Here is a 23038-nt window from a genome sequence, read left to right on the forward strand (position 1 = left end):
TGGCGGCGAATTGGGACGGGACGGGCGCGGCGAAGCGCGCGGATTTGTCCTTGTTTCGTATCTAAAATCACTATCGTATGTCCAAACCAAAATATTTTCTTTATGCTCGCAAAAGCACCGAAGACGATGACAAACAAGTCATGTCTATCGAGGCTCAGTTATTTGAGTTGAGAGAATTCGCACATAAAGAAAATCTTGAAATCCTAGCGGAGTTTCAAGAGTCGAAAAGCGCAAAGACTCCCGGTCGTGAACAGTTTGCACAAATGATGACGCGCATTGAAGCAGGAGAAGCAAATGGCGTTTTGGCGTGGCATCCTGACCGTTTGGCGCGAAATAGTATTGATGGCGGGCGCGTCATCTACGCAGTAGACACACAAAAGGTCACGTCTTTGCGCTTTCCGACATTTTGGTTTGAACCCACTCCACAGGGGTTGTTTATGTTGCAAGTGGCGTTCGGACAGTCGAAATACCATTCGGACAATCTGACGCAGAATGTGAAGCGAGGGATGCGCCAAAAAGTGCGGCGAGGCGAGTGGCTCACCAAAGCTCCATTTGGCTATGTGAATAATCCGCGTACGAGAAATATTGAACCGCATCCCGTGCATAGCAAGATCATCGTGCGGGCTTTTGAGGAGTACGCCAAAGGTGAGCATGGATTGGTTTCTCTCGCCGACTTTTTGTCGCTGCATGGAGTAACGACTGGCAAGGGAACGCCACTTGGCAAAGCTTCCATCAAACGCATACTGATTAATCGAGCATATCTCGGTTTTGTGAAGCATCATGATGAATGGTTTGAAGGAAGCTTTGCACCAATCATTTCCCCGAAATTGTTTGAAGCTGTCCAAAAGGTATTGGTACAGCGAGAACGTCCTCGTAAACGGAAAGCGAAGCATGATTTTCCGTTTGTGGGTATTTTTGAGTGCGGAGAGTGTGGGAGCATGTTCACTGCCCAGTGGGCTACCGGCAAGTGCGGAGGAAAGTATCGATATTATCGTTGCACCAAGAAGAAAGGCATATGCTCCCAAGGGTACGTCCGTGAGGACATTCTCGCTGACCAACTAAGGGAACAGCTTCAAACCATTTCGCTTTGCGATGCATACACTGACTACATGCTCGGCAAAATCGAAGAATGGGAGCGCGAAGAAACTTCCGCATCGCAAAGTGGTGCGCAAAATCTTTCAGAAAATATAAAAGCCAGTGAGGCACGCATGGATAAACTGGTGGAGAGTTATTTGGATGGCGATATACCGAAAAGCATCTATTTGAAAAAGAAAGACGAGATCATGCGTGCCACCTTGTCTTTGAAGGAGAAAAAGAAAGATTTTGCACACCAAGGAAATAATTGGGTCGAACCCCTGCGTGAGTGGATTTTAGATACGAAACAAGCCACCTTTTTATCCTCCAGCGATGATTTCTCCGAAATCGCCGCTTTCGTCAAAAAAGTCGGAACGAACCCCTTGGTTCGTGACAAATCCGCGCGCTTCGCCGCGCCCGTCCCGTCCCAATTCGTCGCCACACGAAAGGGTGTTTTGGCTTCTTCTTTTTCTCGCGCGGCTTCGCCGCGCTCGCTGTGTCGAGACGAAGTCTCGTTTTGTGATCCCACGGGGAATCGAACCCCGATTTGCAGGATGAAAACCTGCTGTCCTAACCATTAGACGATGGGACCTAATATTTAATTGTTATTTCTTTTACCTCTTTTACTTAAATTAGATTGGTTTTCATTGATGAAAACTTTTCCTATCACCTCATAAATATCGGTGATTTCTTCCTGACGTCATAACCGGATAAAAAGCTAAACGCTTTTCATTATCCTAACCATTAGACGATAGGGCCATATATTTAATTTTACCTCTTTAACTTCTGTCGCTCCAGTTGAATCGGTTTTCATTGATGAAAACTTTTCCTTCGAATTAAACAGTATCCCATACTGTTTAATTATCCTAACCATTAGACGATAGGGCCAAAATTGCGTGGGGCGCAATTTTGGTTGAGTGCAATACCTAACCCGTTATGCCCCCCTTGGAATTCTACTAACAAAAGCAGGGAATCCACCTTGTGTATCTACTAACAAAACTGCTGTAGAAAACAAGTGGCATATTTATAGCAGAAAATAGGGAAGATGTGAAGTCCTTGTACGATCTCACCACCTTTGAGACTCTATCTCATAATGTTCTCTATAATACTCCATGGGCGACAAAAGACCCAGTCCTTCATGCGGTCTCTCATGGTTATACCAATACAACCATTCATTCAGTGAATCATTGAAGTCAGGAATACTATCTCGAAGCAGGGATCGGTGATAAATAATGTGTTCTTCTTGAACGGTACGATTGAATCGCTCTATATAGGCATTCATCTTAGGACAACGTGGATAAGTGTGATAATGGTTGATGTTAAGAGTTAAACAAGCTTCGTGGAAGTATTTAGCGAATTCTGAACCATTATCAGTCTGTATCTCATCTATACTAAAAGGGGTATAGTGTATAAGTTGTTTTAGAAAGTCTCGAGCACTATTTGAAGAATGACTGGTATAAGTACGAGCGTAAGCAAACCGTCTTTCTATGTCTATGGCGGTGAGTATGTACCGTTTAGTGCCATCTATGTGTCTCACGATAGTGTCTATCTCCAAACCTTGTTTTTGTGGTCTTCTTTGTTTTTTAACCTTGGTTTTTCTTTGTTCTTTGTGTGTACCACTCTTAGCGTACCAAGAGAGCTTAACTGGATTCGGTAGTCTACCTAGTTCTTTAAGATCACTGATACAGCGATTAACATAGGAAACTGACACCTTGAATCCTTCCTTCTTCAATAGCGGTACCAGCTTTTTCCCACCAATCCGTGGTCGCTTAGTACGCCAGTTGATAATAGCTTGCTCTAGTGGTGGTGATATCTGTCTCACTCTTCGTTTCTTAGGAGCAGTACTCTTGGGGTCTAGGGCTTGGATATTACCATTACTATCATTTAGTTCTTTTTGCCATCTAAATAAAGTTGGTCTAGATACGCCAAAAGCATCTTTGGTGGTATTAGTACCATGTTTTTGCCAAAACGTGAGTATTTTAACTCTTCTTTCGACCTCCTGTTTGTTTTTCATTGTCTGCCACTTTAGAGCACTATCAGCCGCTTTGGCAAACCCTCTGGTGTTCCTTAAAATGTTATGTATTCTCATTACTCCTTATTTAAGGAGTCTCATATGTATGTGAGATTATTCAGTCCTGCAGGTTGATTAGTTGGTATTCCTAATATTGTGCCTGATATCAAAGCGTGGGTTTACTTTCTTACCCGGATTGAAGATATCATCAGGGTCGAATATTTGCTCTAGTTCTGCAAATATATCCAGCATTTTTTTGGTAAACATCTTGCTTAAGTGAGGAGTGCGGATAATGCCGTCGTTGTGTTCACCACAAAGACTACCGCCATACTTTAAAGCGGTTTCGTAAAAACGATCTGACATTTTCTCGATTAATTTACCAGTAGTCCTCTGGGTAAAGTCCAAGAGCGGATAAAAATGGAAGTGACCATTACCACCGTGCCCATGTATGGCAGCGGTAATATTAAACTCCTTAAACAATCTTTGGATTTCCACCAGGAATTTAGATAGATTCTGCGGTGGCACTGTCATATCCTCGAGAAAGGCAGCGGGACGCTTGCGACTATCCTGGAGCTTCGATAGGGTATAACTAGAACGTCTGACGAGCCAAAGCATTTGCTCTTCAATCGGATTTAGTATTATACGTGCTTTGGCTTTGTCGGTTCTTATCTCATTGACTATTTCGTGAGCCGGCATCTTTGTGGTCGTCTCATCATCTAGGGTGATTAGGATGGTGAGGGCCGGTGTCCGTCTGCCATACCGCACATGGTAAGTGGTATAAAGAGAAAGCATACCGCGGTAGTAATCCATACGATCTAGACGCTTTTTAAAGAAGTCTGGGTTATTGAGAGCCAGGTCAAAAGTCAGAGCATCAAACACCTCAAGATTAAGCGGGTTATGTTTCAACGCTTTATTGACCACCTTACCAGCCTCCGCCAGATCAAACACCGGCACCGCGATCAGGGTTGTGTGACGCGGGACAGGGATGGCTCGCATGGTGATGTTGGTAATAATACCGATCGTACCCTGACTACCTGCGATAAGCCGCGACAAGTCAAAAGTACCTTGACCTTTTTTGAAGTCAGCTACCGATGTAGACAAAACGTGCCACAAGGCATAACCGGCGGTGTTTTTAGGAGTGTCTGGGCGATTGTGTTGGATTTCTTTTTCATTTTTGGCAATCAAGGAAAATACTGCTTCAGCAATTTTGGCGTATTCATGCTTATGCTTGATTAGTTTTTGGTATTCTTTGTAGGTAAGTGGCTTTATGGCGTACGAAACACCGTCAGCCAAAACCACCTCCAGCTCTTCTACCCAGTCCGCACAATGTCCATAACGGAGTGAGTCAGGACCAGCCGCGTTATTACTCACCGACCCACCGACCGTACAAATGTCTTTAGAAGCAGTATAGGAGGGGATGTAGGCCCCGGCTCGTTTTAGTTTTTTCTCGACATCGCGCCACATCACGCCCGGCTCACAAGTAATGGTGACCGATTCGTCTTTTTTCATCTTAATCTCACCAATCTGGTGCAGATGAGTAGATACATCGACCACAATAGAGTCAGTCAAAGACCCGCCACTAAGCCCGGTACCAGCCGCTCGCGGAGTAAGAGAGAGGGAAGAGAAGCGTTTAGTCTCACGAGCGATTACTTTGGTAGCCAGCTCCACATCATGCTTAGTCTTCGGTTGAATCACCACCTGTGGTTTTATAGAAAAAATACTTTCATCGGTACTGTATTTTTCAAGGACATGTTTATCACTTGATATACCGCCACGAAAGCCAGCCTCTCTAAACATCTTCTCAATCAATAAGTGACCAAGCGGATGACGTTTGACAGTCGGTACCTTAACTTTAGCCGTTACTGGTACTGAAGCTGTCTTAGAAGTAGTGTTCTTCTTGATTTTGGTCTTTACAGTGGCTTTTGTTTTCGTTTTAGCACCAGCTCCGGCAACTTTCACGGACGCAGACATCTTGGGCTTTACAACTTTCACCTTTACCGAAGAGCTAGCTTTAGTCGTGCTTTTTGAGGTTTTTTTAGACACACGTGTCTTACGAGTAGCGCTTTTAGCGCCCGCTCTAACGACCGGAATAGTTGTGCTGGTACTTACCGCCATTGGTATATGATACCTTACGTGCACTTAAAATATGGTACTCTATGTCCACATGACTCAAGAGACTGCTTTATCGATTCTAAAAACCGGCGCCAATGTTTTCCTTACCGGTGAACCGGGAGCCGGAAAGACTTACGTAATCAACCAATACATAAACTGGCTTGAGGCAGCCGGCCTTAAGGTAGCAGTCACCGCCTCAACCGGTATCGCGGCCACTCATATCGGAGGATTAACAATTCACTCATGGAGCGGTATCGGCACCCGTGACACGCTAACCCGAGGCGACTTAGACCAAATCAGTACCAACGAAAGACTGGTCAAGCGCATCCAAAAAACTCAGGTGTTGGTGATAGATGAAATTTCTATGCTCGATGGCAAGCTACTCGATATGGTTGATGTTATTACTCGTACAGTTAAGGGTTCTACCGACGCCTTTGGCGGTATACAAGTCGTATGTGTTGGAGATTTTTTTCAACTACCTCCTATTAGTCGCGCTGGCGACATGATCAGATATGCGTTTGAATCAAGGGCTTGGGAAAATATGCGACCGCTGATTTGTTACCTGACAGAGCAATTCAGACAAGAAGATGAGCTTTTACTTGGCCTTCTGGGTTCTATCCGCAGTGGCAATATCGAAGAAGACCACTATTCACTCCTTCGCGAACAAACCGAGATTGCCTATGAAGACATTGAGCCCACTAGACTCTATACCCACAACGCCGACGTGGACTCAGTAAACAGCCAAGAGCTAAAAAAACTATCTGGAAGCGGCAGGACCTTTAAAATGAGCGGGAAGGGAAGTCGAGTGTTACAAGAATCATTAGCTCGTAACTGTCTATCACCACAGAATCTTGAGCTTAAGGTTGAAGCAATGGTGATGTGTACCAAAAACAACTTTGAGGCCGGTTATGTAAACGGCACCTTAGCTCGCGTTGTCGATTTTGACAGCTACGAAGGCTATCCGGTGATTGAAACCGCTGATAAGAGACGAATCACCATTGAACCAGTGTCTTGGGAAGTCGTTGAGGACGGTAAAGTTAAAGCTGCGATAGAGCAGGTACCACTTCGCCTGGCGTGGGCTATCACTGTACATAAAAGTCAGGGTATGTCGCTAGACGCCGTCGAAATCGACCTATCAAAAGCCTTCGTCTATGGCCAAGGCTATGTGGCTTTGTCTCGTGTCCGTTCTCTGGCCGGTCTAAAAGTGTTGGGTATAAACGCCAACGCTCTACATGTGGACCCCAAAATCATCCGAGAAGACGGCAAATTCAGAGCAGAATCAGACGCGGCTGAAGAGACATTCCACAATATGGAAAACGAAGAACTCACCATCATGCACGAGCGTTTTGTTAAGGCCAATAACGGTAAAATCCCTACCACCGAGGAGCTAAACAATCCAACCCCGGCCGTTGACCGCCTAAAAAAGGAGAGTACTTACGCCGAGACCAAAAGATTACTACTTGAAGGTGCCGAACCGGAAAGTATCGCTAAATCGCGAAATTTAACCCTATCAACCATAATCAACCACATTGAAGTACTCGCCGAAAATAAAGAAATTGATCCTACAATCATCGAAAATATCCTAGAAAAGCAAGTGAAGCAGTGGCTCGAAACTAAGCAAGAGCTATTTAAAGTTATAACCTTTAATGGTACAGAAAAACTAAAGCCCATTTACGAAGCTACCAACGAGAAATATGACTACAATGTGATTAGATTGGCCCGCGCCTTGTACTTAATTCAATATCATGCGAACGAACACTCATTTTGACCAAAGTTAATCGTAGATAACAACAGATTTATATAGAAACTATCATTCTAAGTTATTCACAGGTATGCCTATGGATATAAAATTACTTCTAATAGGTGATATAATGCCGTAAGCGGCCTATTTTGGTCTATTATTTAGCAAATTTAAATTTTAACAACATAATTATGACGATTACAGAGTCTAAGCAATACCTAGTTGGTATTTGTTTTGTGTTGTTGGCAGCTATCGCTTTTTTGCCAGCAGCAGCTAGTGCACAAACATCAACTACAACCGACACAACCACCACATCAAGCGACATTTCAGGATTGCTTGCAATATTACAAGACCTAATGAAGCAAGTTGAACAACTGCAACAACAACTAGCTCAAGTACGAGGTGAGATTCGCGAACAACTACGTGATGGCTTACGTGAAGGTATATCAGATGATGATGTAGCCAAAATACAAGAACTACTAGCCACCGACCCAACTATTTATCCACAAGGTCTTGTAACCGGTTATTTCGGCCCACTAACACGTGACGCCCTAACTCGCTTCCAAGCTCGACATGAACTTCGTCTAACCGGAGAAGTAGATGAAGAAACCAAAGAAATGATCCTTGAATACTTCAAAGAGAAGACCAATGGTCATATTCCTCCAGGTCTACTTCGAGCACCGGGAATTGATAAAAAGATCAAGCTTCGCTTACGTGAACACAGTGAGGATGGTAAATATGAACTAGATTGTGAAGACAAGAAAGGTTCTGGTTTCTTATGTAAGGAAAAAATCAAGTCAGATGACGATGAAGAAGATGATGAGGACGAGGAGGAAGATGACGATGACGACGACAATACAGATGTGACCGAGGAAGACGCTCAAGCCATGATTGATGACGCCGAAGAAGCTATCGCTGATCTACAAGCAGCGATTGATGACGCAACTGATGGTGACGCTAAGGATCAGGCTCAGGATGATCTTGATGACGCACAAGAGAAACTGGACGAAGCTCAAGATAAGTTTGATGACGGCAAGTACAATGACGCTTACGAAAAGGCAGAAGATGCCAAGAACAAGGCAGAGGATGCTTTAGCAGACTTAGAAGGCGATACTGCAATGTCTGACGCACAAAACGCTATTGATGATGCGCAAGATGCCATTGACGACTTACAAGCAGCGATTGATGACGCAACTGATGGTACAGCTAAAACTGACGCTGAAGCAGAGTTAGCTGACGCACAAGATCTTCTTGATGAGGCTCAAGCCGACTTTGATGACGAAGATTACGAATCTGCTCAAAATAAAGCAGAAGATGCAAAAGATATAGCTGATGATGCAAAAGATGTTCTAGAGAACGCTTAATCAGTTACTATCTAAAACACAAATAATACCACCCTTATCAGGTGGTATTATTTTTGTCCGCGTTCTGAGTAGCGGTTATGAATTTATGCGGTAGTTTAATATAGGTCGAGTTCTGGTATTATAATATCTACTTATTTTTATGTGGTTTTTTAGAAAAAGGAAGCGAAAAGGAGATCTGAGTCACCAAAAATTCAAGCCTGAAGCTCGTGCCGTAATTCACTCAAGATTGAAATATTTTGCCCCCCGGTGTGAAGTTGTATACAAACGGGTCGCTATCCGCAACACCAAAAGGAGTTGGGGTAGCTGTTCGTCACTAGGTAACCTAAATTTTAACTACAAACTACTCTTTATGCCGCCTTGTCTACGTGACTACATTATCGTGCACGAGCTTTGTCATCTCAAAGAACTAAATCACAGTCCTCGCTTTTGGCTTGAAGTCGAACGTGTCTTACCAAACTACAGGGAACACGTTACTGCGCTAAGGCACATGGAAAAAACCCACGGAACCAGCCTAAAAGCTATTACTGACTACACAAAAAATCACAACTGTCTGCATTGCAGCAACCTTTCATATACCCAAAATCAGCAAAATGGCTTTGATACTAAAGGCTAGGACTATGCTATACTCAAGTTATTAGTTTTGTAATCTAACCTTTTATTTCAGTATGGATATTGCACAAGTGTTCCAGTGGATAATTTTTCTCGTCATGTCTCTATTTGTATTAATACGGGGAGCTGACTACTTAATAGAAGGCGCTAAGCAAATTGGCTTTAACCTTGGCATTAAGCCTCTTATTATTGGTGTTTTCATCGTTGGTTTTGGTACCTCTCTGCCAGAACTAGCCTCATCCATCGCCGCCATCATGCAAGGTGCTTCAGAGATTGTGATTGCTAACGTTGTTGGTTCTAACATTACCAACATTTTATTGATTATTGGTCTAACCGCCTTTCTTAGTCGCGGCATTTTTATAAAGGAAAATCTACTTAAATCAGAATTACCAATATTTTTCATTGCCACCTTACACTTTGTCATGATTGTCCGAGACGGCTTAGTAGACCGTACCGAGGCTTGGCTACTACTTGGTACTTTTGCTGCTTACACTTGGTACATATTTAGTGATGGTAGGGCAGAGGTTGATAAAGAGAAGCTTAAGAAAGACAAGAGCAAATTTGCCTTCAAACCTGTACTACTATTTGTCGGAGGACTCTTAGCTGTACTAGCTGGTGCAAACTACACCGTCGAAATGACAATAAATCTTGCCACGGCCTTTGCTGTTCCACTAGGCTTAGTTTCGATTCTAGCCATTGCTCTCGGTACTTCGTTACCAGAACTCATGGTATCTCTGCGAGCTATCAAAACAGGAGACACTTCGCTGGCCATCGGTAATATCTTCGGCTCAAATGCTTTCAATATGCTTATGGTAGCCGGTATCCCGGCCGCTATTACACCACTCGTTGTCGATGATGTGGTAATGGATGTTGGTCTTATGATTCTGATTGGTGCTTCAGCCATCCTGTTTGTATCTGGTTTGGCACGCCAAATTCTCCGCTGGGAGGGACTGATGATGCTTATTTTCTTCGCCTTCTTCTTGGTGAAGTTGGTGGAGTATGTTTGAGAGGTTAGATAAAAGATGTAAAGCACCGCGAGCTTTAGCTCGCGGTGCTTTACATTTACATGTTTCTAATACATAATCCCAACAGAAGTAGTTTTCATAAATCTTTTATACAAAAAGGAAACACAGATGTCAAAATCTAATTTTAAGGAAAAACTGTCAGAGCTACAAACGCTGATCTGGACAAGAAACAAAAGGTCGGCAATTGAGCTAACAAAACAAGTATTTAGTGATATATATGACAGAGATAGAATAGAAGCACATAGTTTGTTGTTGTATGTTTATGATTGTTTCTATTACCAACAAACCCTTTGGGATAAAATACGTTTCGCCCTAGACATGCGAGATAGCGCAAAAATACTTACCTATAGTTACGATAGACTAAACCTTCGCCAAACTAATACCTTGCTAAATCATTTAATTCGTCATAGCTGGTGGCCTTCTAGCGACCTAAAGAACGCATTGATTGACCAAGCTTTACAGTTAGCGGAAAATACAACAGTTAACCATAACACTGCTTTAGCACATATTTTAAAAGCAGAATCGTTAGTCAACAATGGTTCACTGTATGATGTCGGACGGAAGGAGGCTATTCTTGCAGAAATAAATACAGCAGAAAACCTTCTAGAGAACCATTTGATTAGATCTAGAGACCTAGAAACTCTACGCCAAATTGTTCTTATTTATGAACGAATTAGTGATACTTACGGAAGCTTGGGGAATAAAGATAACCAACATTCTTTTATGCAAAAAGCTTACACCCTGGCTACTTGTGAAGCTTGTATTTATACAAGTATTATTACAATAAGATTAGGTGAACGTTTAAATAAATTAAAAAAAGAATAGTTATATCACCACAAAACCAAAAACCGCCGACTTACATCGGCGGAATTTTTTATATAGAATTTAAAAGAAAAAGCCTAAAACAATCCCTCTACCACCATCTTCACATCAGCTCCATCGGCTTGGCCTTGGAGCTTTTTCATTACCGCGCCGACCAACATACCCATTTTAGCCTTATCATCAATTCCAAGTTCTGTTTTCACGGCTTCCGCTATCGGTTTGATTTCTTCTTGACTCATTAAAGTAGGGAGGTAGGACTCTAAGACAGCTAATTCTTCCTTTTCTGGTTCAGCTAGCTCTGGTCGACCGGCTGCTTCATATTGAACGATAGATTCCTTGCGCTGTTTGGCCAAACGCTTAATAACAGCCAGAGTTTTATCATCTTCCAGCTCATCTTGCGGTGTTTTACCGGTTGCCACCAGCTCGTTAGTACAAGCAGTCATGATGCTGCGCACAGTTCTAAGTCGCACCTCATCTTTAGCTTTCATGGCCTCTTTTAACGAATTCCTTAAATCACTATGAATAGACATACTTTAATATATTAAAACGGTTATTTTGATTGACTCATAGTAGCATATCTTTAGCCATTTTCTAGCTAAGATGATAAACTTGTCTTTGCATGGAAAAAATACAAATCTTACTCTTAACCCTACTCCTAGCCATTATCGGTATATTGGTGTATGTCTTTTTCATTAGAAAAGATAAGAAACCAGAAGACAGCGAAAGCCTACTTCTCATGCAGCAACAGATCCAAGAACTATCTCGCACTGTCCGTGAACAAATGAGCGAAAGCTCTAAGTTAGCACAAGAAGGAAGCCGGATGCAGTTTCGTGAGAGTAAAGAGTTGATGCAAGAAATCAACAAAGAAGTCAACGAACAAATCCGTTCGATCCAAGAAAGCATCAGTGAGAAGCTCCTAGGCGTACAAAAACACGTCTCAGAGGTGAGTGAGAGCTCCAAGCAAGTCTTCACCATAGCCGAACAGCTCCAAAACCTGGAAAAGGTCCTGAAACACCAAAAACAACGAGGAAATCTAGGCGAGGCCAGCCTCCAGCTCGCTCTTGAAAACATCCTACCGGTCGGTGCCTACAAACTACAATACCAGTTTGATGGCGGCGAGACAGTCGATGCTGTCATACTGACCAAAGACGGCATGATACCGGTTGACGCTAAATTTTCGCTTGATAACTACCGCCGGCTAGTCGATGAGACGGATCAAAACCGTCGTGAAGATCTGGAAAAAGAATTTAAAAACGATCTCAAAAAACGTATTGACGAAACCGCCAAATACATCAGACCAAAAGACGGCACCTTGCCATTTGCGTTTATGTTTATTCCAGCCGAAGCGATTTATTACGACCTCTTGGTAAATGAAGTTGGCTCGGTCAAGGTAAATACTCGCTCATTACTCGATTACGCCTACCGCGACAAGAATGTAATTATAGTTTCACCAACCACCTTTGCTGCGTATTTGCAGTCAGTACTCTATGGTTTTCGCGCCTTTAAAGTGGAAGAAAGTGCCAAAGAAATCCAAAAAAATGTAGAAAAACTAACCCGCCACTTAAGCGCCTACACTCAATACTTCGATAAAGTAGGGAACAGTCTAGGTACTACCGTAAACCATTACAACCAAGCCAGTAAGGAGCTAGGGAAGGTCGATAAAGATCTTATGAAAATCACCAGCGAAAGCATCGAACACGAAAACCTAACTCTGGATAAACCGATTAAAGCTGAGTAGATTTTACATAAAGTAAGATCTGATATATAAAGTTGATAGTTGGACAAGAATTTATAACTTATATCCTAAGGAGGGATAAATGAAAACGTTATCAAAACTGATCTTTTGTATTGCACTACTGTCGCCCACAATAGCTTTCGCAGGTCAAACAAATCCTTTTGTTAAATTGTTTGAACCAATTTCAATAGTTATGCTGTTTTTCTTCTTTACTGCCGCCTTTTTCATAGAACTGATGTTTTTAAGAGATAGGCTAGATGGGGTAAACAGCATATGGCTCAAGAATAAAAGTCTCAACACCTACTTGTACGTTACAAGTTTAGGAATATTGATTATCTATTTTATTGGATCTATGTTCATAGAGCAAAAAATAACACCAGCCACTAGCGAAACGGTAATTATGTTTATTGTAATAATCACCAATATAATAATCAATAAATCCGACAATAGGATAGATAATGGTATAGTAGCCTCATTAGTTCTGGCTACAATGTTCTACACCAGTCTTGTCATCTATACCATTAACAACTACGCTTAAGAAATAAAGCTAAACCCCGTTCTAAACAGAACGGGGTTTATTGTTTTTTTTGATAAACTTAAGACCTTCTTAGATAGACCGCAAAGATTATTATGAACACATGAAGTCCATTCATGGACCACAAGAAGACATAATGGAATCCTTACGTAAAGCTACAAAAGTTTCGTTATCATACGAGAGACGAACCGGTTTCATGTCTTGAGATTTGAGGCGCGAATTGAAGACTTTTGCCTATATGAAGTTATAAAAAAGTGCGCCAGACAATTACGTTAGTCTGGCGCATAGAAAATCGCGGAAGCTCTCAATCAAACATTTCACTCTTTTTTATCAATCGACAAACTATATATAGGTTTGTAATCAATAAGTATGCGGCTGCACAAAATAAAACTATCCCAAATATTGCAATAATGGCAGAAGGTGCTAATAGAAACGGTGCGTTCACTGCATAAGCTAAGAAGAAAGCGTACACAGCCATTACAGTGGCAAGCAGATAGATTGGTATCATATATTTACCGTAGAACGCCAATACTTGTCCTGTGAACGCAATATGTTTCCTGACCTGAACCAGTCTCTCTTTAAACATCAAATTGATTAAAATGAGAAAAGAGGAGGCAGATATTGATTTAATCCACGAACTCAGAAACAAAGACATGTCTTCAACTCGAATTAAAATTAACAAGAACACAAGCGACAATAGAAAAATAACCTTGCTAATATCAGTTATTTCACATTGATATCTATAAATATACCCATTAGTGAATTGCTTTATTACCATTTTGGAGTCCTCGTAACAAAATTTATCAAAACAACTAACCAACCCATAATATGCATATTTTTAGGGCTTTAGTCAAGTTTTGAACCTATAATTTTATCCCCAAATGCACACTTTTGTTTGCATTATTAACCCAAATGTGGTATATTTAACGAGTTGTGAACGTTACTGTAGATAATTTAACTTCAGTAATATAACAGTAGAGTTTTTTGAATTTGGAGGTGTATCATGATTGCGGCAGAGTATTATGATCTAAGACCACGACCAGCCAATCCGTTTGTTATTAAGTTAAGTAGAAAACTTAATAAATGGATCAACGGTAGAGATTACATGCTTTGCTCCTACATTTACCTAATGATAAAAAGGGGAGAAAAGCATGGGTTTGAACAATTAATTTATACGGTATCTTGGCATACTCTTGATGGTATATTCATGTTATGGAGTAACCAGGAGCATCACTGTCAAGACTGCCTTGATTACGAATTAATTTGTTTCCCACACCTTATACCCAAGGAGGATCTTGGATGAAATGTTTTCTGATATAGCACCCATACCAAACTTAACTAATATGTTAAAGATTGGTATGGGTGTTTTTTAATTGAAAAATGTAGCCCATTGCATTTTTATGAGTTTTCTTGTACTATAGCCGGCATTATGGCAACAGAAACAGCTAAAAAAGACGCTTTCGCAGTAATTGCAACCGGCGGCAAACAATACATAGTCTCAGTTGGAGACACTATCTTGGTGGAACTTTTGGGCAACCACAAAGAAGGTGACTCTATCGAGTTTGATAAGGTTTTATTAACTGATAATGGTTCTGAAACCAAGGTGGGTACACCAACTACCGGTACTAAAGTAAAGGCTACTTATTTGGGTGAGAAAAAAGGTCCTAAGTTGACTATTATTCGCTACCAAGCTAAGAGTAACCGCGACCGCCGTCTCGGACACCGCCAGCATTACGCTGAAGTGAAAATTGAGTCTATATAGATATTTATTAAGAAATGCGCCCACGAAGTGGGCGCATTTCTTTATTTCTTTCTTTATGTACAAGCCAAAGAACCTCCTACACTCTATTACGTAGCGCACTCTTAATTGTTTCAGCGTCAGCGTATTCAAGCTCGCTACCAGTCGATAAGCCACGTCCCAAATGTGAAATATTCACTCGCTTAGCTTCCACCAACTCACGCAACAGAGACTCTACGTACCGACTGGTATTTTCACCATCGGGATTTACCGCAAAACCCAAAATAACTTCTAATTTGGTTTGCTCGCTACGTTTGTTTGCCAAGGCTTTCAAAGAAGTATTACGGATTCTTAAATCCTCCTCTTTAGCATTAAGAAGGGGAATGGTGCCACCAAGTACAAAATACACCCCATCATAAACACCACTACGTTCAATCGCCTGAATATCACCATCATTAGTCACAACCAAGAGCTTATGATTATCACGGTTAGGATCAGCACAAATAGAGCAGGTAGAACCTTGATTAGACCGCGTAGAAAAAAAGCGATGACAGTCAGCGCATTCGGTGGTATCTGAAGCTACCGAGCCAATTAGGTCAGCCAGCTCACTAACTTGTTCACGTTTTAAAGTCAACACATGAAAAGCAAATCGCTTAGCCTGCCTTACTCCGACCCCTGGGAATTTTTCAAAATACGCCACCAATTTATCAAAAGTACTCATGAGTGCATATTAAAAATCATCATTGCTACTACTAGACATACCAGCGTGATGAGTGTCTAGATTGAGGAAGCGAACGTGTTGGCCATCAAAGTATAGCTCGGCGGTACCAACTGGACCATTTCTGTGTTTCTCAACCAAAATTTCGGCAATATTTGGGCGGTCAGACTCTTTATTAATCTTATCTTCACGGTGGATAAACATCACCACGTCAGCATCCTGCTCAATTGAACCAGAATCACGAAGATCAGACAGACGTGGGCGCCCACCACGTTGTTCAACCGCTCGAGACAGCTGTGACAAAGCAATCACTGGCACTTCTAAATCTCGTGCCAAAATCTTAAGTGAGCGGGAAATTTCTGTCACCTGTTGTACCATTGAATCACTGGCCTTAGTGGCAGTTGGAGACATAAGCTGCAGGTAGTCTACGATCAACAGGTCCAAACCGTGCTCGTTTTTAAGTCGCCTAGCGGCTGAGCGCATCTTCAAAATATTGTTACCTGCCTGGTCATCAATATGAATCTGGGCCTCCGATAATTTAGCCATTGCTTGCTGCACTGCTTCAAACTCCTGATCATTAGAAAGCCGACCGGTGCGTAGTTTCCATGAATCTACTCCAGCTTCAGCCGCCAACATACGGTCGACCAGTTGTTGATCGCTCATTTCCAGTGAAAAAATACCAACTGACGCACTGAACTTAAGCGCAGCATTACGAGCCACATCAAGCGCAAAAGTAGTCTTTCCCATTGATGGACGGGCCGCTAAAATAATAAGATCTGATTTTTGGAAGCCGGCCAAAAGATTATCGAGTGAAGTGAAGCCCGACTGCACACCACGCTTTTCGTCCTGATTGGCACTTAAGTGCTCAAACCGCTCCCAGGCTTCGTGCAGGGAAGTGCCGATCGTCTTAAACTTCTGCGCACTTGGAGACTGAGTAGCATGGAATATTTTCTTTTCCGCTTGATCCAAAGCCTCATCAACACTTTCTGGGTCAGAGTAACCAATTTCAGCAATATCATCAGCCGCATTTATCAAATTACGAAGTGCTGATTTACCTTGTACCAACTCGGCATAATAAAGAGCGTTACCGGCCGCTGGCACAGTTTCTATAAGTTCAGTAATATAGCTTGCGCCACCAACTCGATCCAACGTATCGTTAGCCTTTAGTTTAGTGGCCAAGCTAACCACATCAATCGGGTCACCCTTAGAGAAAATACTTAAAATCGCTTCATAAATAAGCCGGTGCTTATCTGCAAAAAAACTTTCCGGATAGACCGTTACCGACACATCATGCATCACATCGGGTTTCAAAATAATTGCCCCTAACAACGCTTTCTCAGCGTCGATATTGTTTGGTGGAGTACGAAGCGCACGATTGATGGCCATAAGACAGATACCATTGTATCACGTATTTTGGATTGACAACTTTTGCACAGTCCTGTGGATTTAAATCTCAGCGATGTAGAAAACAAATTATAGTTTTGTTATTTTCGGACCATGCGGAGTGTCCTCAACACTATATCCTTTGAGACTTATAGCCTCACGCAGAGTATCGGCCTCCAACCAATTACGAGCGACTCTAGCCGCCTCGCGCCTATCAATCAATTCCTGAACCTCAGTCGGCACTTCGTCATGCGCTACGATACCCAAAGTCTTGGCTCCCTCATCAAGGTCATCACTAAGACCAATATCAAGCACAGTGTCCATCATACGGATAGTGGCGCACTTGGTTTTATTATCTAAACTAGTATCCTTCGTCGCTTCCCACAGTAGAGCAATAGCGCCAGGCGTATCTAGATCATCAGCAATCCGTGCCTTAAACTTATCAATGTATTCATCCGAGGCTTTACCCGCTATTTGCTTATAATCCTCATACATGTAGCGTTTTAAGCGGTATAGAGCCTGTTTAGCTGCCTGCAAAGCTTCCCAAGAGAAGTTGATAGGGGAGCGATAGTGAGCCGTCAGGAGCCAATAACGATAATCGTCCCCGGTAAAGCCACGATCAAATAAATGACGAAGGTTTATAGTATTACCTAGAGATTTGCTGATTTTGGTGTTATCTATAGTCAAAAAAGCCCCGTGCAGCCAATAGCGGACAAACTTTTTGCCGGTTGCACATTCTGACTGGGCAATTTCCGCATTATGATGGACTGGTATGTGATCAATTCCACCGGTATGAATATCAATCTCCTTACCCAGGGTTGCCATCGCCATCGCTGAACATTCAATATGCCAACCAGGGAACCCTTTGCCCCAACGACTATCCCAACCAAGTTCACCTTTCTTCCAGACCGCAAAATCAACTGGGTGGTGCTTCTCTTTATTTACTTCTACCCGAGCACCACTTTTTAACTCATTTATATCAATTTTGCCAAGACATCCATAGCGAGGAAACTTTTGAACATCAAAATACACTCCGTCACTGGTTTCATATACATAACCTTTACCCTCCAGAGTTTCTATCAGACGAATCTGAGCCTGCACAAAATCACTCGCTCGAGACCAGGTAGTTGGCGGAAGTATCCGCAAACTGTCAAAATCATCAAAAAAGGCATCTATGTACTGATCAGACAGTTCCCGCATCGCTTCCAAAGTCACCGGCAACCCTTCACGTTTTAGTCCTTTCATCATTTTATCCTCGCCCTGATCACCATCATCAGAAAGATGTCCGAAGTCGGTCAGATTGATCGTATGATTAACTTCATAGCCATGAAAAATAAGAGTGCGTTTTAAAACATCTGCAAAAACAAAAGCTCGTAGATTTCCAATGTGGGCATAGTCATACACAGTCGGACCACATGTATACATAGTAACCATGTTGTCAGACAATGGCTCAAAAAGTTCCAACTGATTAGTTTCTGTATTATATAAATGTATGACCGGCTTCGGCTCAGACTTTTTGGACACACCCTTAAATAAATTACCAAACATATTTTCCTTAAGTGTACCAGACAAACAACCATCAACACAATTCTTGTATTATTTTTTGTTTTTAGCAGTATCTATGTCATAATAACTCCATGCAAAATCATCCAGATCTAATACCACCATCAGTCCGCCATCAAACAAGTAACAAGAAAAATAACCTCCTGGGAATCAGTCTATCTTTGCTCTTAGCCTTGGGTGCTTTTTTTACTGGTTTTCAAATGAATAACATTCTCTCAGCCGAAGGGCAGTCAGCCAGCATTTTTTCAATTTTTGCCGTAGAAGCTAAACCGACTATAGACAGCGACACCATAGACCTCAGTGAATTCTGGAAAGTTTGGCAACTATTAGATGAAAAATTCACCGCCGCCAGTACTACCCAGACAATATCCGATCAAGATAAAATCAACGGTGCCATTAAGGGTATGGTCAAAACATACGGCGACCCATACACTGTCTACCTACCACCTAAAGAAAGCCAAGACTTTGCCGAAAATATTGCTGGTAATTTCAGTGGTATAGGTATGGAAGTAGGAATCAGAAATAATGTGGTAACTGTAATTTCACCTCTACCAGACACACCCGCCGAACGAGCTGGGCTACTCGCTGGTGACCTAATCACTAAGATTGACGACAGTAGCACCGAAGGTATGTCTATCGATGAAGCTGTGCACCTGATACGCGGCGAAAAGGGAACTGAGGTCAAATTATCAATTTACCGTGAAGGTGAGTTGGAAATTAAAGAGTTCACTATCGTTCGCGACACCATCACGATACCGACTGTAAAAACAGAAGAAAAAGATGGGGTTTTCACTATCCGGATTTACAGCTTCAACGCCGTAGCCGAAAGCAAGACTCAAGAAGCCCTTAGAGAGTTCGCCACCAGTGACGCCAAATCTCTTATCTTAGACCTACGTGGCAATCCCGGCGGTTATCTACAGAGCGCAGTCGCTATTGCCAGCTACTTTTTACCAACCGGCAAAGTCGTAGTTCGAGAACATTTTAGCGAGACCGATGAAGACAGACCTTATCGTAGCCAAGGACGCACTTTTTATGATTTCAATCCAAAAAACTTCGTTGTCTTAGTTGACGGCGGTTCAGCCTCAGCGTCAGAAATTCTAGCCGGCGCGCTTAAAGAACACAAAGTGGCAACCGTCATCGGTACCAATACCTTTGGAAAAGGTTCGGTTCAAGAACTACTAAACCTAGACTCCGGTGCCTCACTTAAAGTAACAGTGGCACGTTGGCTAACACCCGAAGGCAAATCAATATCAGATGGTGGATTAGAGCCGGATATACACATAAGTCGAACTCCGCAGCAAATCATGGATAATGTAGACCCGCAATTTGACGCCGCTATTGATTTTCTTGAAGGCAAGGAAATACACAGTGAAGAAAACTAGTTCTATTACGAACAGTGACTAATTAAGTAGTCTTTGCTATGATACTTTCTGTTAATAGAAATAACTTACTGTAGATTAAAGTATGAAGGTTATATTACTGCGTGACGTAGCAAAAATTGGTAGACGTTTTGAGGTCGTGAATGTACCAGACGGCTTCGCTCTAAACCGACTTATCCCACAAAAAGACGCCGAACCAGCCACTCCAGTCAATATCAAACGTCTGGAGCAGAGGAGAAACCGCCTGCAGACTACTCAAGAGTCACAAACTTCTGAACTAAAGACTATTGCCGAAACTATTGCCCAAGAACCACTGGTAATTACAGCCGAAGCTAATGAGCATGGCCACCTCTTTCAAGCTATTCACGCCAGTGACGTGATAAACAGTGCGAAAGCTAGAAATATAGACATACCATTGGCGGCAATTGAGATTAAAGAAACAATTAAAGATCTCGGTGAGTATAAAATCACCTTAAAAAACAAAGAGTTGCAGCTTGAGGTGCCAATAGTTGTTAAAACGAAATAACATAATCATTATGACTAGAAGTAATATAATCGCAGTAATCAGTGTCTTGCTCGGATGTGTGGTGCTAATAGTAGGTATCTCATTTTGGCTTGGTCCGGACAACAACACAAGTCAAAAGACCTTATCCAGCAGTGACGCCGATACCCTAAAAGAATTACCAGGACCATTAACCGCTGAAGAATTAGATGCTTACAACGTAACTATGACAAATCAAAACAATCCAATCGCCAAAGTAACCACAAACAAAGGAGTTTTTGACCTCGAATTATTTGAAGACACTATGCCTATCACGGCTGGCAATTTTATTAAACTAGCCAATGAAGGATTTTACGACGGGGTTAAATTTCACCGCGTAATTGAAGGCTTCATGATTCAAGGTGGTGACCCAATCACTAAAACTGATGAAGTTATGCGTTATGGTACCGGTGGCCCTGGCTATAGCATCCCAGACGAACACATCAGCGGGGAATACCTGACCAACATCCGTGGCACTATCTCAATGGCCAACAGTGGCCCGAATTCAGGGGGTAGTCAGTTTTTCATCAACGTAGCCGACAACACCAACCTAGACTTTGATAAACAACCACTAGCCTCAAAACATCCGGTCTTTGGACACGTGATTAAGGGTATGGATGTGGTAGACCAAATATCTGTAGTAGAAACCGGCCCAGCCGACAAACCAGTCGAGCCTGTGGTGATTGAAAAGGTGGAGATAACTAATAACTAATTTTGATTCATAGGAATTTAAAAAACCGGTTTGCTTTAGAAAAGCAAGCCGGTTTTTTATTGTTACTTTATTACTATGAGGTTATTCTTGTTAGATGACCTCTATTCGAAATACCGAGAAAGAAACCAAAATAGCAAGTGTAGCTCCCAATATTCCCGTGACCACTAACGCAAGGTGTTCTTTTACCTTTTCGTAAAGCACTGATGTTGCAAATGAAAGCAGCAAGACAAGCGTAACAACACCAAACCATTGCATATGAATATGCACAGAATCGCCGGAGTAAAGAAACATTAATAGACCAGTAGCACATATAACTGACCACAACCCAATGAAACAAAACCTGTTTAATTCAGTTAATTTATTGAGTTTGGAATAATTAAACCACGCTGTACAAGCAAGAATGATAAGACCGATTACAAGCATCATCACACCTTTAGCCGGCACATACATATCCATACCCACAAATCCAATACCCAAACTAAATGATGCTATAGCGACAGTAGGTACGGATGAAATAACCAAGGATAAGTTACGTAGGGATAAAAAGATAGCCAGTAAAATTAGGCATATAATAAATGTAATAATTACTACATTATAAGAGCCTGTTTCCGGTACATTACTTGAACCTACGGGTTCTACAAAGAAATCATCTTTGTCATTATCAAAGTATAGCTTGTATTTTTGGATTCTTGTTTCCAGAAAAAATAAGTTGAGTGAACGGAATGTTTCTCTAGAAAATTCAACTTCTCCCTGCTCGAAAGCCGTGTCGAAATCAGACACGGACAATCTTCCATACTTGGCAATTAAAGAATCTAGGTTACCAGCCCAGTTAATCTTTGGACACGTCTTATTTTCATAATATCCAAGAACCAACTCGCTACAACTAGACGATTGTTTATCTTGAGTACTAGAACCAGCAGAAACTGCACCTGAAGCTGACATTACCATTAACAGCAACAAAATATTAAGGTACTTCATCTAAAACCCCCTCTAAAAGGTTTAGGATTAAAAAAACAATACTGAAAAACATTACCCTGATAACTCAAAGTTGTCAACAGACAGTATTGACTTTTGCTCTTAATATCGTATTATGTGGGTCGTTTTAAATAAACCCGATAGGAGGTTTAGATGAAGTACTTCAACATTCTATTGTTAACATTCGTTATGTTTTCAAGCGCAGCCTTAGCAGACAACACAACCGGCAGACAGTGCGGTGGTTATAATAATACTACAGGAGTATATACAGCCAGAATATGTAGCACCACTACGCTCTGGTCTGGATATGTGAAGCATTTAAAGACCGTATATTCCTTGAAAGACCAACACTTCGACGAAACAAGCAGGAGGGGTTCTGTTGTTTTTTCTAATAAAGAATATCAATACCGCAGTCTATTTAATGACGATGTAGATGTCTACAAGTACAAATTGGTGTTCAATGAGAAAAACGGTTTCTGGGTTGAGTTGGTCAATGGTCCAACTCCTACAACTGAAAACCATGCATGGATCTTGTTTTTGATATTTGTATCACTTGGAATTCCGGTGACACTATACAATTATTTTGAACACTATATAGGTGAAATGGTTTTTCCAGCTCTGGCTGGTATTTTGACAACCTTTGCCGTAGCCATGGCGCTCAATCCAGAAACAGGACTTTCAGCCGTAGTGGGATATATTGTCTTGTATATACTGTCTTTTGGTATGGGTATTATTAAATTTAATACACTCAGAAAAACACAGGTTGATGCAATCCTAGTTTCTGCCTACTGTATGCTACCTATGTTTATAACAGAGAAGTTGGTTTCTGCCGGTGGTGTGAGTGTCGCACTTATGCAGTGGCTCATGGTCTGTGTAGGCATACTTATGTCCACCTACATTATTGCATATGCTCGTAAGAAAATGATTTACACATAAAACGAATGCTGTACGATCAAAAACCCGCTTTTTAAAGCGGGTTTTACATATTCTTAGAATCTGAG

The 23038-nt window shown here is 41.8% G+C and carries 19 protein-coding genes, 1 tRNA gene and 2 pseudogenes; 14 read left to right on the plus strand and 8 right to left on the minus strand.

Annotated elements, in window-relative coordinates; all coding sequences use genetic code 11:
• Positions 1-77: 77 nt before the first annotated feature.
• Both H6779_00270 and H6779_00275 read left to right on the plus strand, forming a co-directional pair.
• Positions 78-536 (plus strand): annotated as a pseudogene (locus H6779_00270) (recombinase family protein).
• Between the two features lie 402 nt (positions 537-938).
• Positions 939-1073, plus strand: a pseudogene (locus H6779_00275) (hypothetical protein).
• A gap of 521 nt (positions 1074-1594) precedes the next feature.
• On the opposite strand, the gene H6779_00280 reads toward H6779_00275, so the two are convergent.
• The 3 genes from H6779_00280 to H6779_00290 form a co-directional block, all read right to left on the minus strand.
• Positions 1595-1666: transfer RNA gene (locus H6779_00280), tRNA-Glu, on the minus strand.
• A 474-nt stretch (positions 1667-2140) separates the two neighbouring features.
• A complete protein-coding gene (locus H6779_00285; protein ID USN87868.1) occupies positions 2141-3163 on the minus strand; it encodes a transposase in 1023 nt (340 codons plus the stop codon).
• 57 nt (positions 3164-3220) lie between these two features.
• On the minus strand, positions 3221-5200 hold the full coding sequence (locus tag H6779_00290) for an FAD-binding oxidoreductase (protein ID USN87869.1): 1980 nt from the start codon (positions 5198-5200) through the stop codon (positions 3221-3223).
• A 49-nt stretch (positions 5201-5249) separates the two neighbouring features.
• Here H6779_00290 and H6779_00295 point away from each other — a divergent pair, with 49 nt between their 5' ends.
• The 5 genes from H6779_00295 to H6779_00315 all read left to right on the plus strand — a co-directional run bounded on the left by H6779_00295 (position 5250) and on the right by H6779_00315 (position 10761).
• Positions 5250-6965, plus strand: coding sequence for an AAA family ATPase (locus H6779_00295; protein USN87870.1), 1716 nt, complete (start codon positions 5250-5252; stop codon positions 6963-6965).
• Between the two features lie 164 nt (positions 6966-7129).
• Positions 7130-8302 carry a peptidoglycan-binding protein gene (locus H6779_00300; GenBank protein USN87871.1) on the plus strand — a complete coding sequence of 391 codons (1173 nt, stop codon included), beginning with the start codon at positions 7130-7132 and terminating at the stop codon, positions 8300-8302.
• Positions 8303-8441: 139 nt separating this feature from the next.
• Entirely contained in the window at positions 8442-8915 is a 474-nt protein-coding gene (locus tag H6779_00305; protein USN87872.1) for a M48 family metallopeptidase, read from the plus strand.
• A 94-nt stretch (positions 8916-9009) separates the two neighbouring features.
• Positions 9010-9918, plus strand: coding sequence for a calcium/sodium antiporter (locus tag H6779_00310; GenBank protein ID USN87873.1), 909 nt, complete (start codon positions 9010-9012; stop codon positions 9916-9918).
• Between the two features lie 126 nt (positions 9919-10044).
• Complete coding sequence (locus H6779_00315; protein ID USN87874.1) at positions 10045-10761, plus strand: hypothetical protein; 717 nt, start codon at positions 10045-10047, stop codon at positions 10759-10761.
• 74 nt (positions 10762-10835) lie between these two features.
• Here H6779_00315 and H6779_00320 read toward each other — a convergent pair whose 3' ends face one another.
• The gene (locus H6779_00320; GenBank protein USN87875.1) at positions 10836-11288 is read right to left on the minus strand and encodes a GatB/YqeY domain-containing protein; all 453 of its coding nucleotides are present in this window, start codon (positions 11286-11288) and stop codon (positions 10836-10838) included.
• Between the two features lie 89 nt (positions 11289-11377).
• Between H6779_00320 and H6779_00325 the strand changes: the two genes are divergently transcribed.
• The 3 genes from H6779_00325 to rplU all read left to right on the plus strand — a co-directional run bounded on the left by H6779_00325 (position 11378) and on the right by rplU (position 14790).
• Entirely contained in the window at positions 11378-12496 is a 1119-nt protein-coding gene (locus tag H6779_00325) for a DNA recombination protein RmuC (protein USN87876.1), read from the plus strand.
• A gap of 79 nt (positions 12497-12575) precedes the next feature.
• Positions 12576-13031: a hypothetical protein gene (locus H6779_00330; GenBank protein ID USN87877.1), complete on the plus strand. Its 456-nt coding sequence runs from the start codon at positions 12576-12578 to the stop codon at positions 13029-13031.
• A 1426-nt stretch (positions 13032-14457) separates the two neighbouring features.
• Positions 14458-14790 (plus strand): 50S ribosomal protein L21, encoded by a 333-nt coding sequence (rplU, locus tag H6779_00335; GenBank protein USN87878.1) that lies wholly within the window; start codon positions 14458-14460, stop codon positions 14788-14790.
• 76 nt (positions 14791-14866) lie between these two features.
• On the opposite strand, the gene recR is transcribed toward rplU, so the two are convergent.
• The 3 genes from recR to H6779_00350 all read right to left on the minus strand — a co-directional run bounded on the left by recR (position 14867) and on the right by H6779_00350 (position 18415).
• Positions 14867-15487, minus strand: coding sequence for a recombination protein RecR (gene recR, locus H6779_00340; protein ID USN87879.1), 621 nt, complete (start codon positions 15485-15487; stop codon positions 14867-14869).
• Positions 15488-15496: 9 nt separating this feature from the next.
• Positions 15497-16870, minus strand: a complete 1374-nt coding sequence (gene dnaB, locus H6779_00345; protein ID USN87880.1) for a replicative DNA helicase — start codon at positions 16868-16870, stop codon at positions 15497-15499.
• Positions 16871-16957: 87 nt separating this feature from the next.
• Positions 16958-18415: a cysteine--tRNA ligase gene (locus H6779_00350; protein ID USN87881.1), complete on the minus strand. Its 1458-nt coding sequence runs from the start codon at positions 18413-18415 to the stop codon at positions 16958-16960.
• An 89-nt stretch (positions 18416-18504) separates the two neighbouring features.
• Here H6779_00350 and H6779_00355 point away from each other — a divergent pair, with 89 nt between their 5' ends.
• From H6779_00355 to H6779_00365, 3 genes are all read left to right on the plus strand, one after another.
• Complete coding sequence (locus tag H6779_00355) at positions 18505-19812, plus strand: S41 family peptidase (protein ID USN87882.1); 1308 nt, start codon at positions 18505-18507, stop codon at positions 19810-19812.
• Between the two features lie 82 nt (positions 19813-19894).
• Positions 19895-20335, plus strand: a complete 441-nt coding sequence (gene rplI, locus H6779_00360) for a 50S ribosomal protein L9 (GenBank protein ID USN87883.1) — start codon at positions 19895-19897, stop codon at positions 20333-20335.
• 202 nt (positions 20336-20537) lie between these two features.
• Positions 20538-21062: a peptidylprolyl isomerase gene (locus H6779_00365; protein ID USN88292.1), complete on the plus strand. Its 525-nt coding sequence runs from the start codon at positions 20538-20540 to the stop codon at positions 21060-21062.
• A gap of 90 nt (positions 21063-21152) precedes the next feature.
• Here H6779_00365 and H6779_00370 read toward each other — a convergent pair whose 3' ends face one another.
• Positions 21153-22004, minus strand: coding sequence for a hypothetical protein (locus H6779_00370; protein USN87884.1), 852 nt, complete (start codon positions 22002-22004; stop codon positions 21153-21155).
• Positions 22005-22226: 222 nt separating this feature from the next.
• Here H6779_00370 and H6779_00375 point away from each other — a divergent pair, with 222 nt between their 5' ends.
• The gene (locus H6779_00375) at positions 22227-22973 is read left to right on the plus strand and encodes a hypothetical protein (GenBank protein USN87885.1); all 747 of its coding nucleotides are present in this window, start codon (positions 22227-22229) and stop codon (positions 22971-22973) included.
• The last annotated feature ends 65 nt before the right edge of the window (positions 22974-23038 follow it).

The sequence above is a fragment of the Candidatus Nomurabacteria bacterium genome (assembly GCA_023898525.1).
In the GTDB taxonomy this organism is placed as follows: Bacteria; Patescibacteriota; Minisyncoccia; order Phycocordibacterales; family UBA918; genus OLB19.

Excerpts from the sequence above, each read along its gene's own strand:
- H6779_00375 (USN87885.1), top strand. The coding sequence starts at position 22,227 with ATGTTTTCAAGCGCAGCCTTAGCAGACAACACAACCGGCAGACAGTGC.
- H6779_00355 (USN87882.1), top strand. The coding sequence starts at position 18,505 with ATGCAAAATCATCCAGATCTAATACCACCATCAGTCCGCCATCAAACA.
- H6779_00300 (USN87871.1), top strand. The coding sequence starts at position 7,130 with ATGACGATTACAGAGTCTAAGCAATACCTAGTTGGTATTTGTTTTGTG.
- H6779_00350 (USN87881.1), bottom strand. The coding sequence starts at position 18,415 with ATGTTTGGTAATTTATTTAAGGGTGTGTCCAAAAAGTCTGAGCCGAAG.
- H6779_00285 (USN87868.1), bottom strand. The coding sequence starts at position 3,163 with ATGAGAATACATAACATTTTAAGGAACACCAGAGGGTTTGCCAAAGCG.
- dnaB (USN87880.1), bottom strand. The coding sequence starts at position 16,870 with ATGGCCATCAATCGTGCGCTTCGTACTCCACCAAACAATATCGACGCT.
- H6779_00370 (USN87884.1), bottom strand. The coding sequence starts at position 22,004 with ATGTCAGCTTCAGGTGCAGTTTCTGCTGGTTCTAGTACTCAAGATAAA.
- H6779_00295 (USN87870.1), top strand. The coding sequence starts at position 5,250 with ATGACTCAAGAGACTGCTTTATCGATTCTAAAAACCGGCGCCAATGTT.
- H6779_00290 (USN87869.1), bottom strand. The coding sequence starts at position 5,200 with ATGGCGGTAAGTACCAGCACAACTATTCCGGTCGTTAGAGCGGGCGCT.
- H6779_00325 (USN87876.1), top strand. The coding sequence starts at position 11,378 with ATGGAAAAAATACAAATCTTACTCTTAACCCTACTCCTAGCCATTATC.
- H6779_00330 (USN87877.1), top strand. The coding sequence starts at position 12,576 with ATGAAAACGTTATCAAAACTGATCTTTTGTATTGCACTACTGTCGCCC.
- recR (USN87879.1), bottom strand. The coding sequence starts at position 15,487 with ATGAGTACTTTTGATAAATTGGTGGCGTATTTTGAAAAATTCCCAGGG.
- H6779_00310 (USN87873.1), top strand. The coding sequence starts at position 9,010 with ATGTCTCTATTTGTATTAATACGGGGAGCTGACTACTTAATAGAAGGC.
- rplI (USN87883.1), top strand. The coding sequence starts at position 19,895 with ATGAAGGTTATATTACTGCGTGACGTAGCAAAAATTGGTAGACGTTTT.
- H6779_00320 (USN87875.1), bottom strand. The coding sequence starts at position 11,288 with ATGTCTATTCATAGTGATTTAAGGAATTCGTTAAAAGAGGCCATGAAA.
- H6779_00315 (USN87874.1), top strand. The coding sequence starts at position 10,045 with ATGTCAAAATCTAATTTTAAGGAAAAACTGTCAGAGCTACAAACGCTG.
- H6779_00365 (USN88292.1), top strand. The coding sequence starts at position 20,538 with ATGACAAATCAAAACAATCCAATCGCCAAAGTAACCACAAACAAAGGA.
- H6779_00305 (USN87872.1), top strand. The coding sequence starts at position 8,442 with ATGTGGTTTTTTAGAAAAAGGAAGCGAAAAGGAGATCTGAGTCACCAA.
- rplU (USN87878.1), top strand. The coding sequence starts at position 14,458 with ATGGCAACAGAAACAGCTAAAAAAGACGCTTTCGCAGTAATTGCAACC.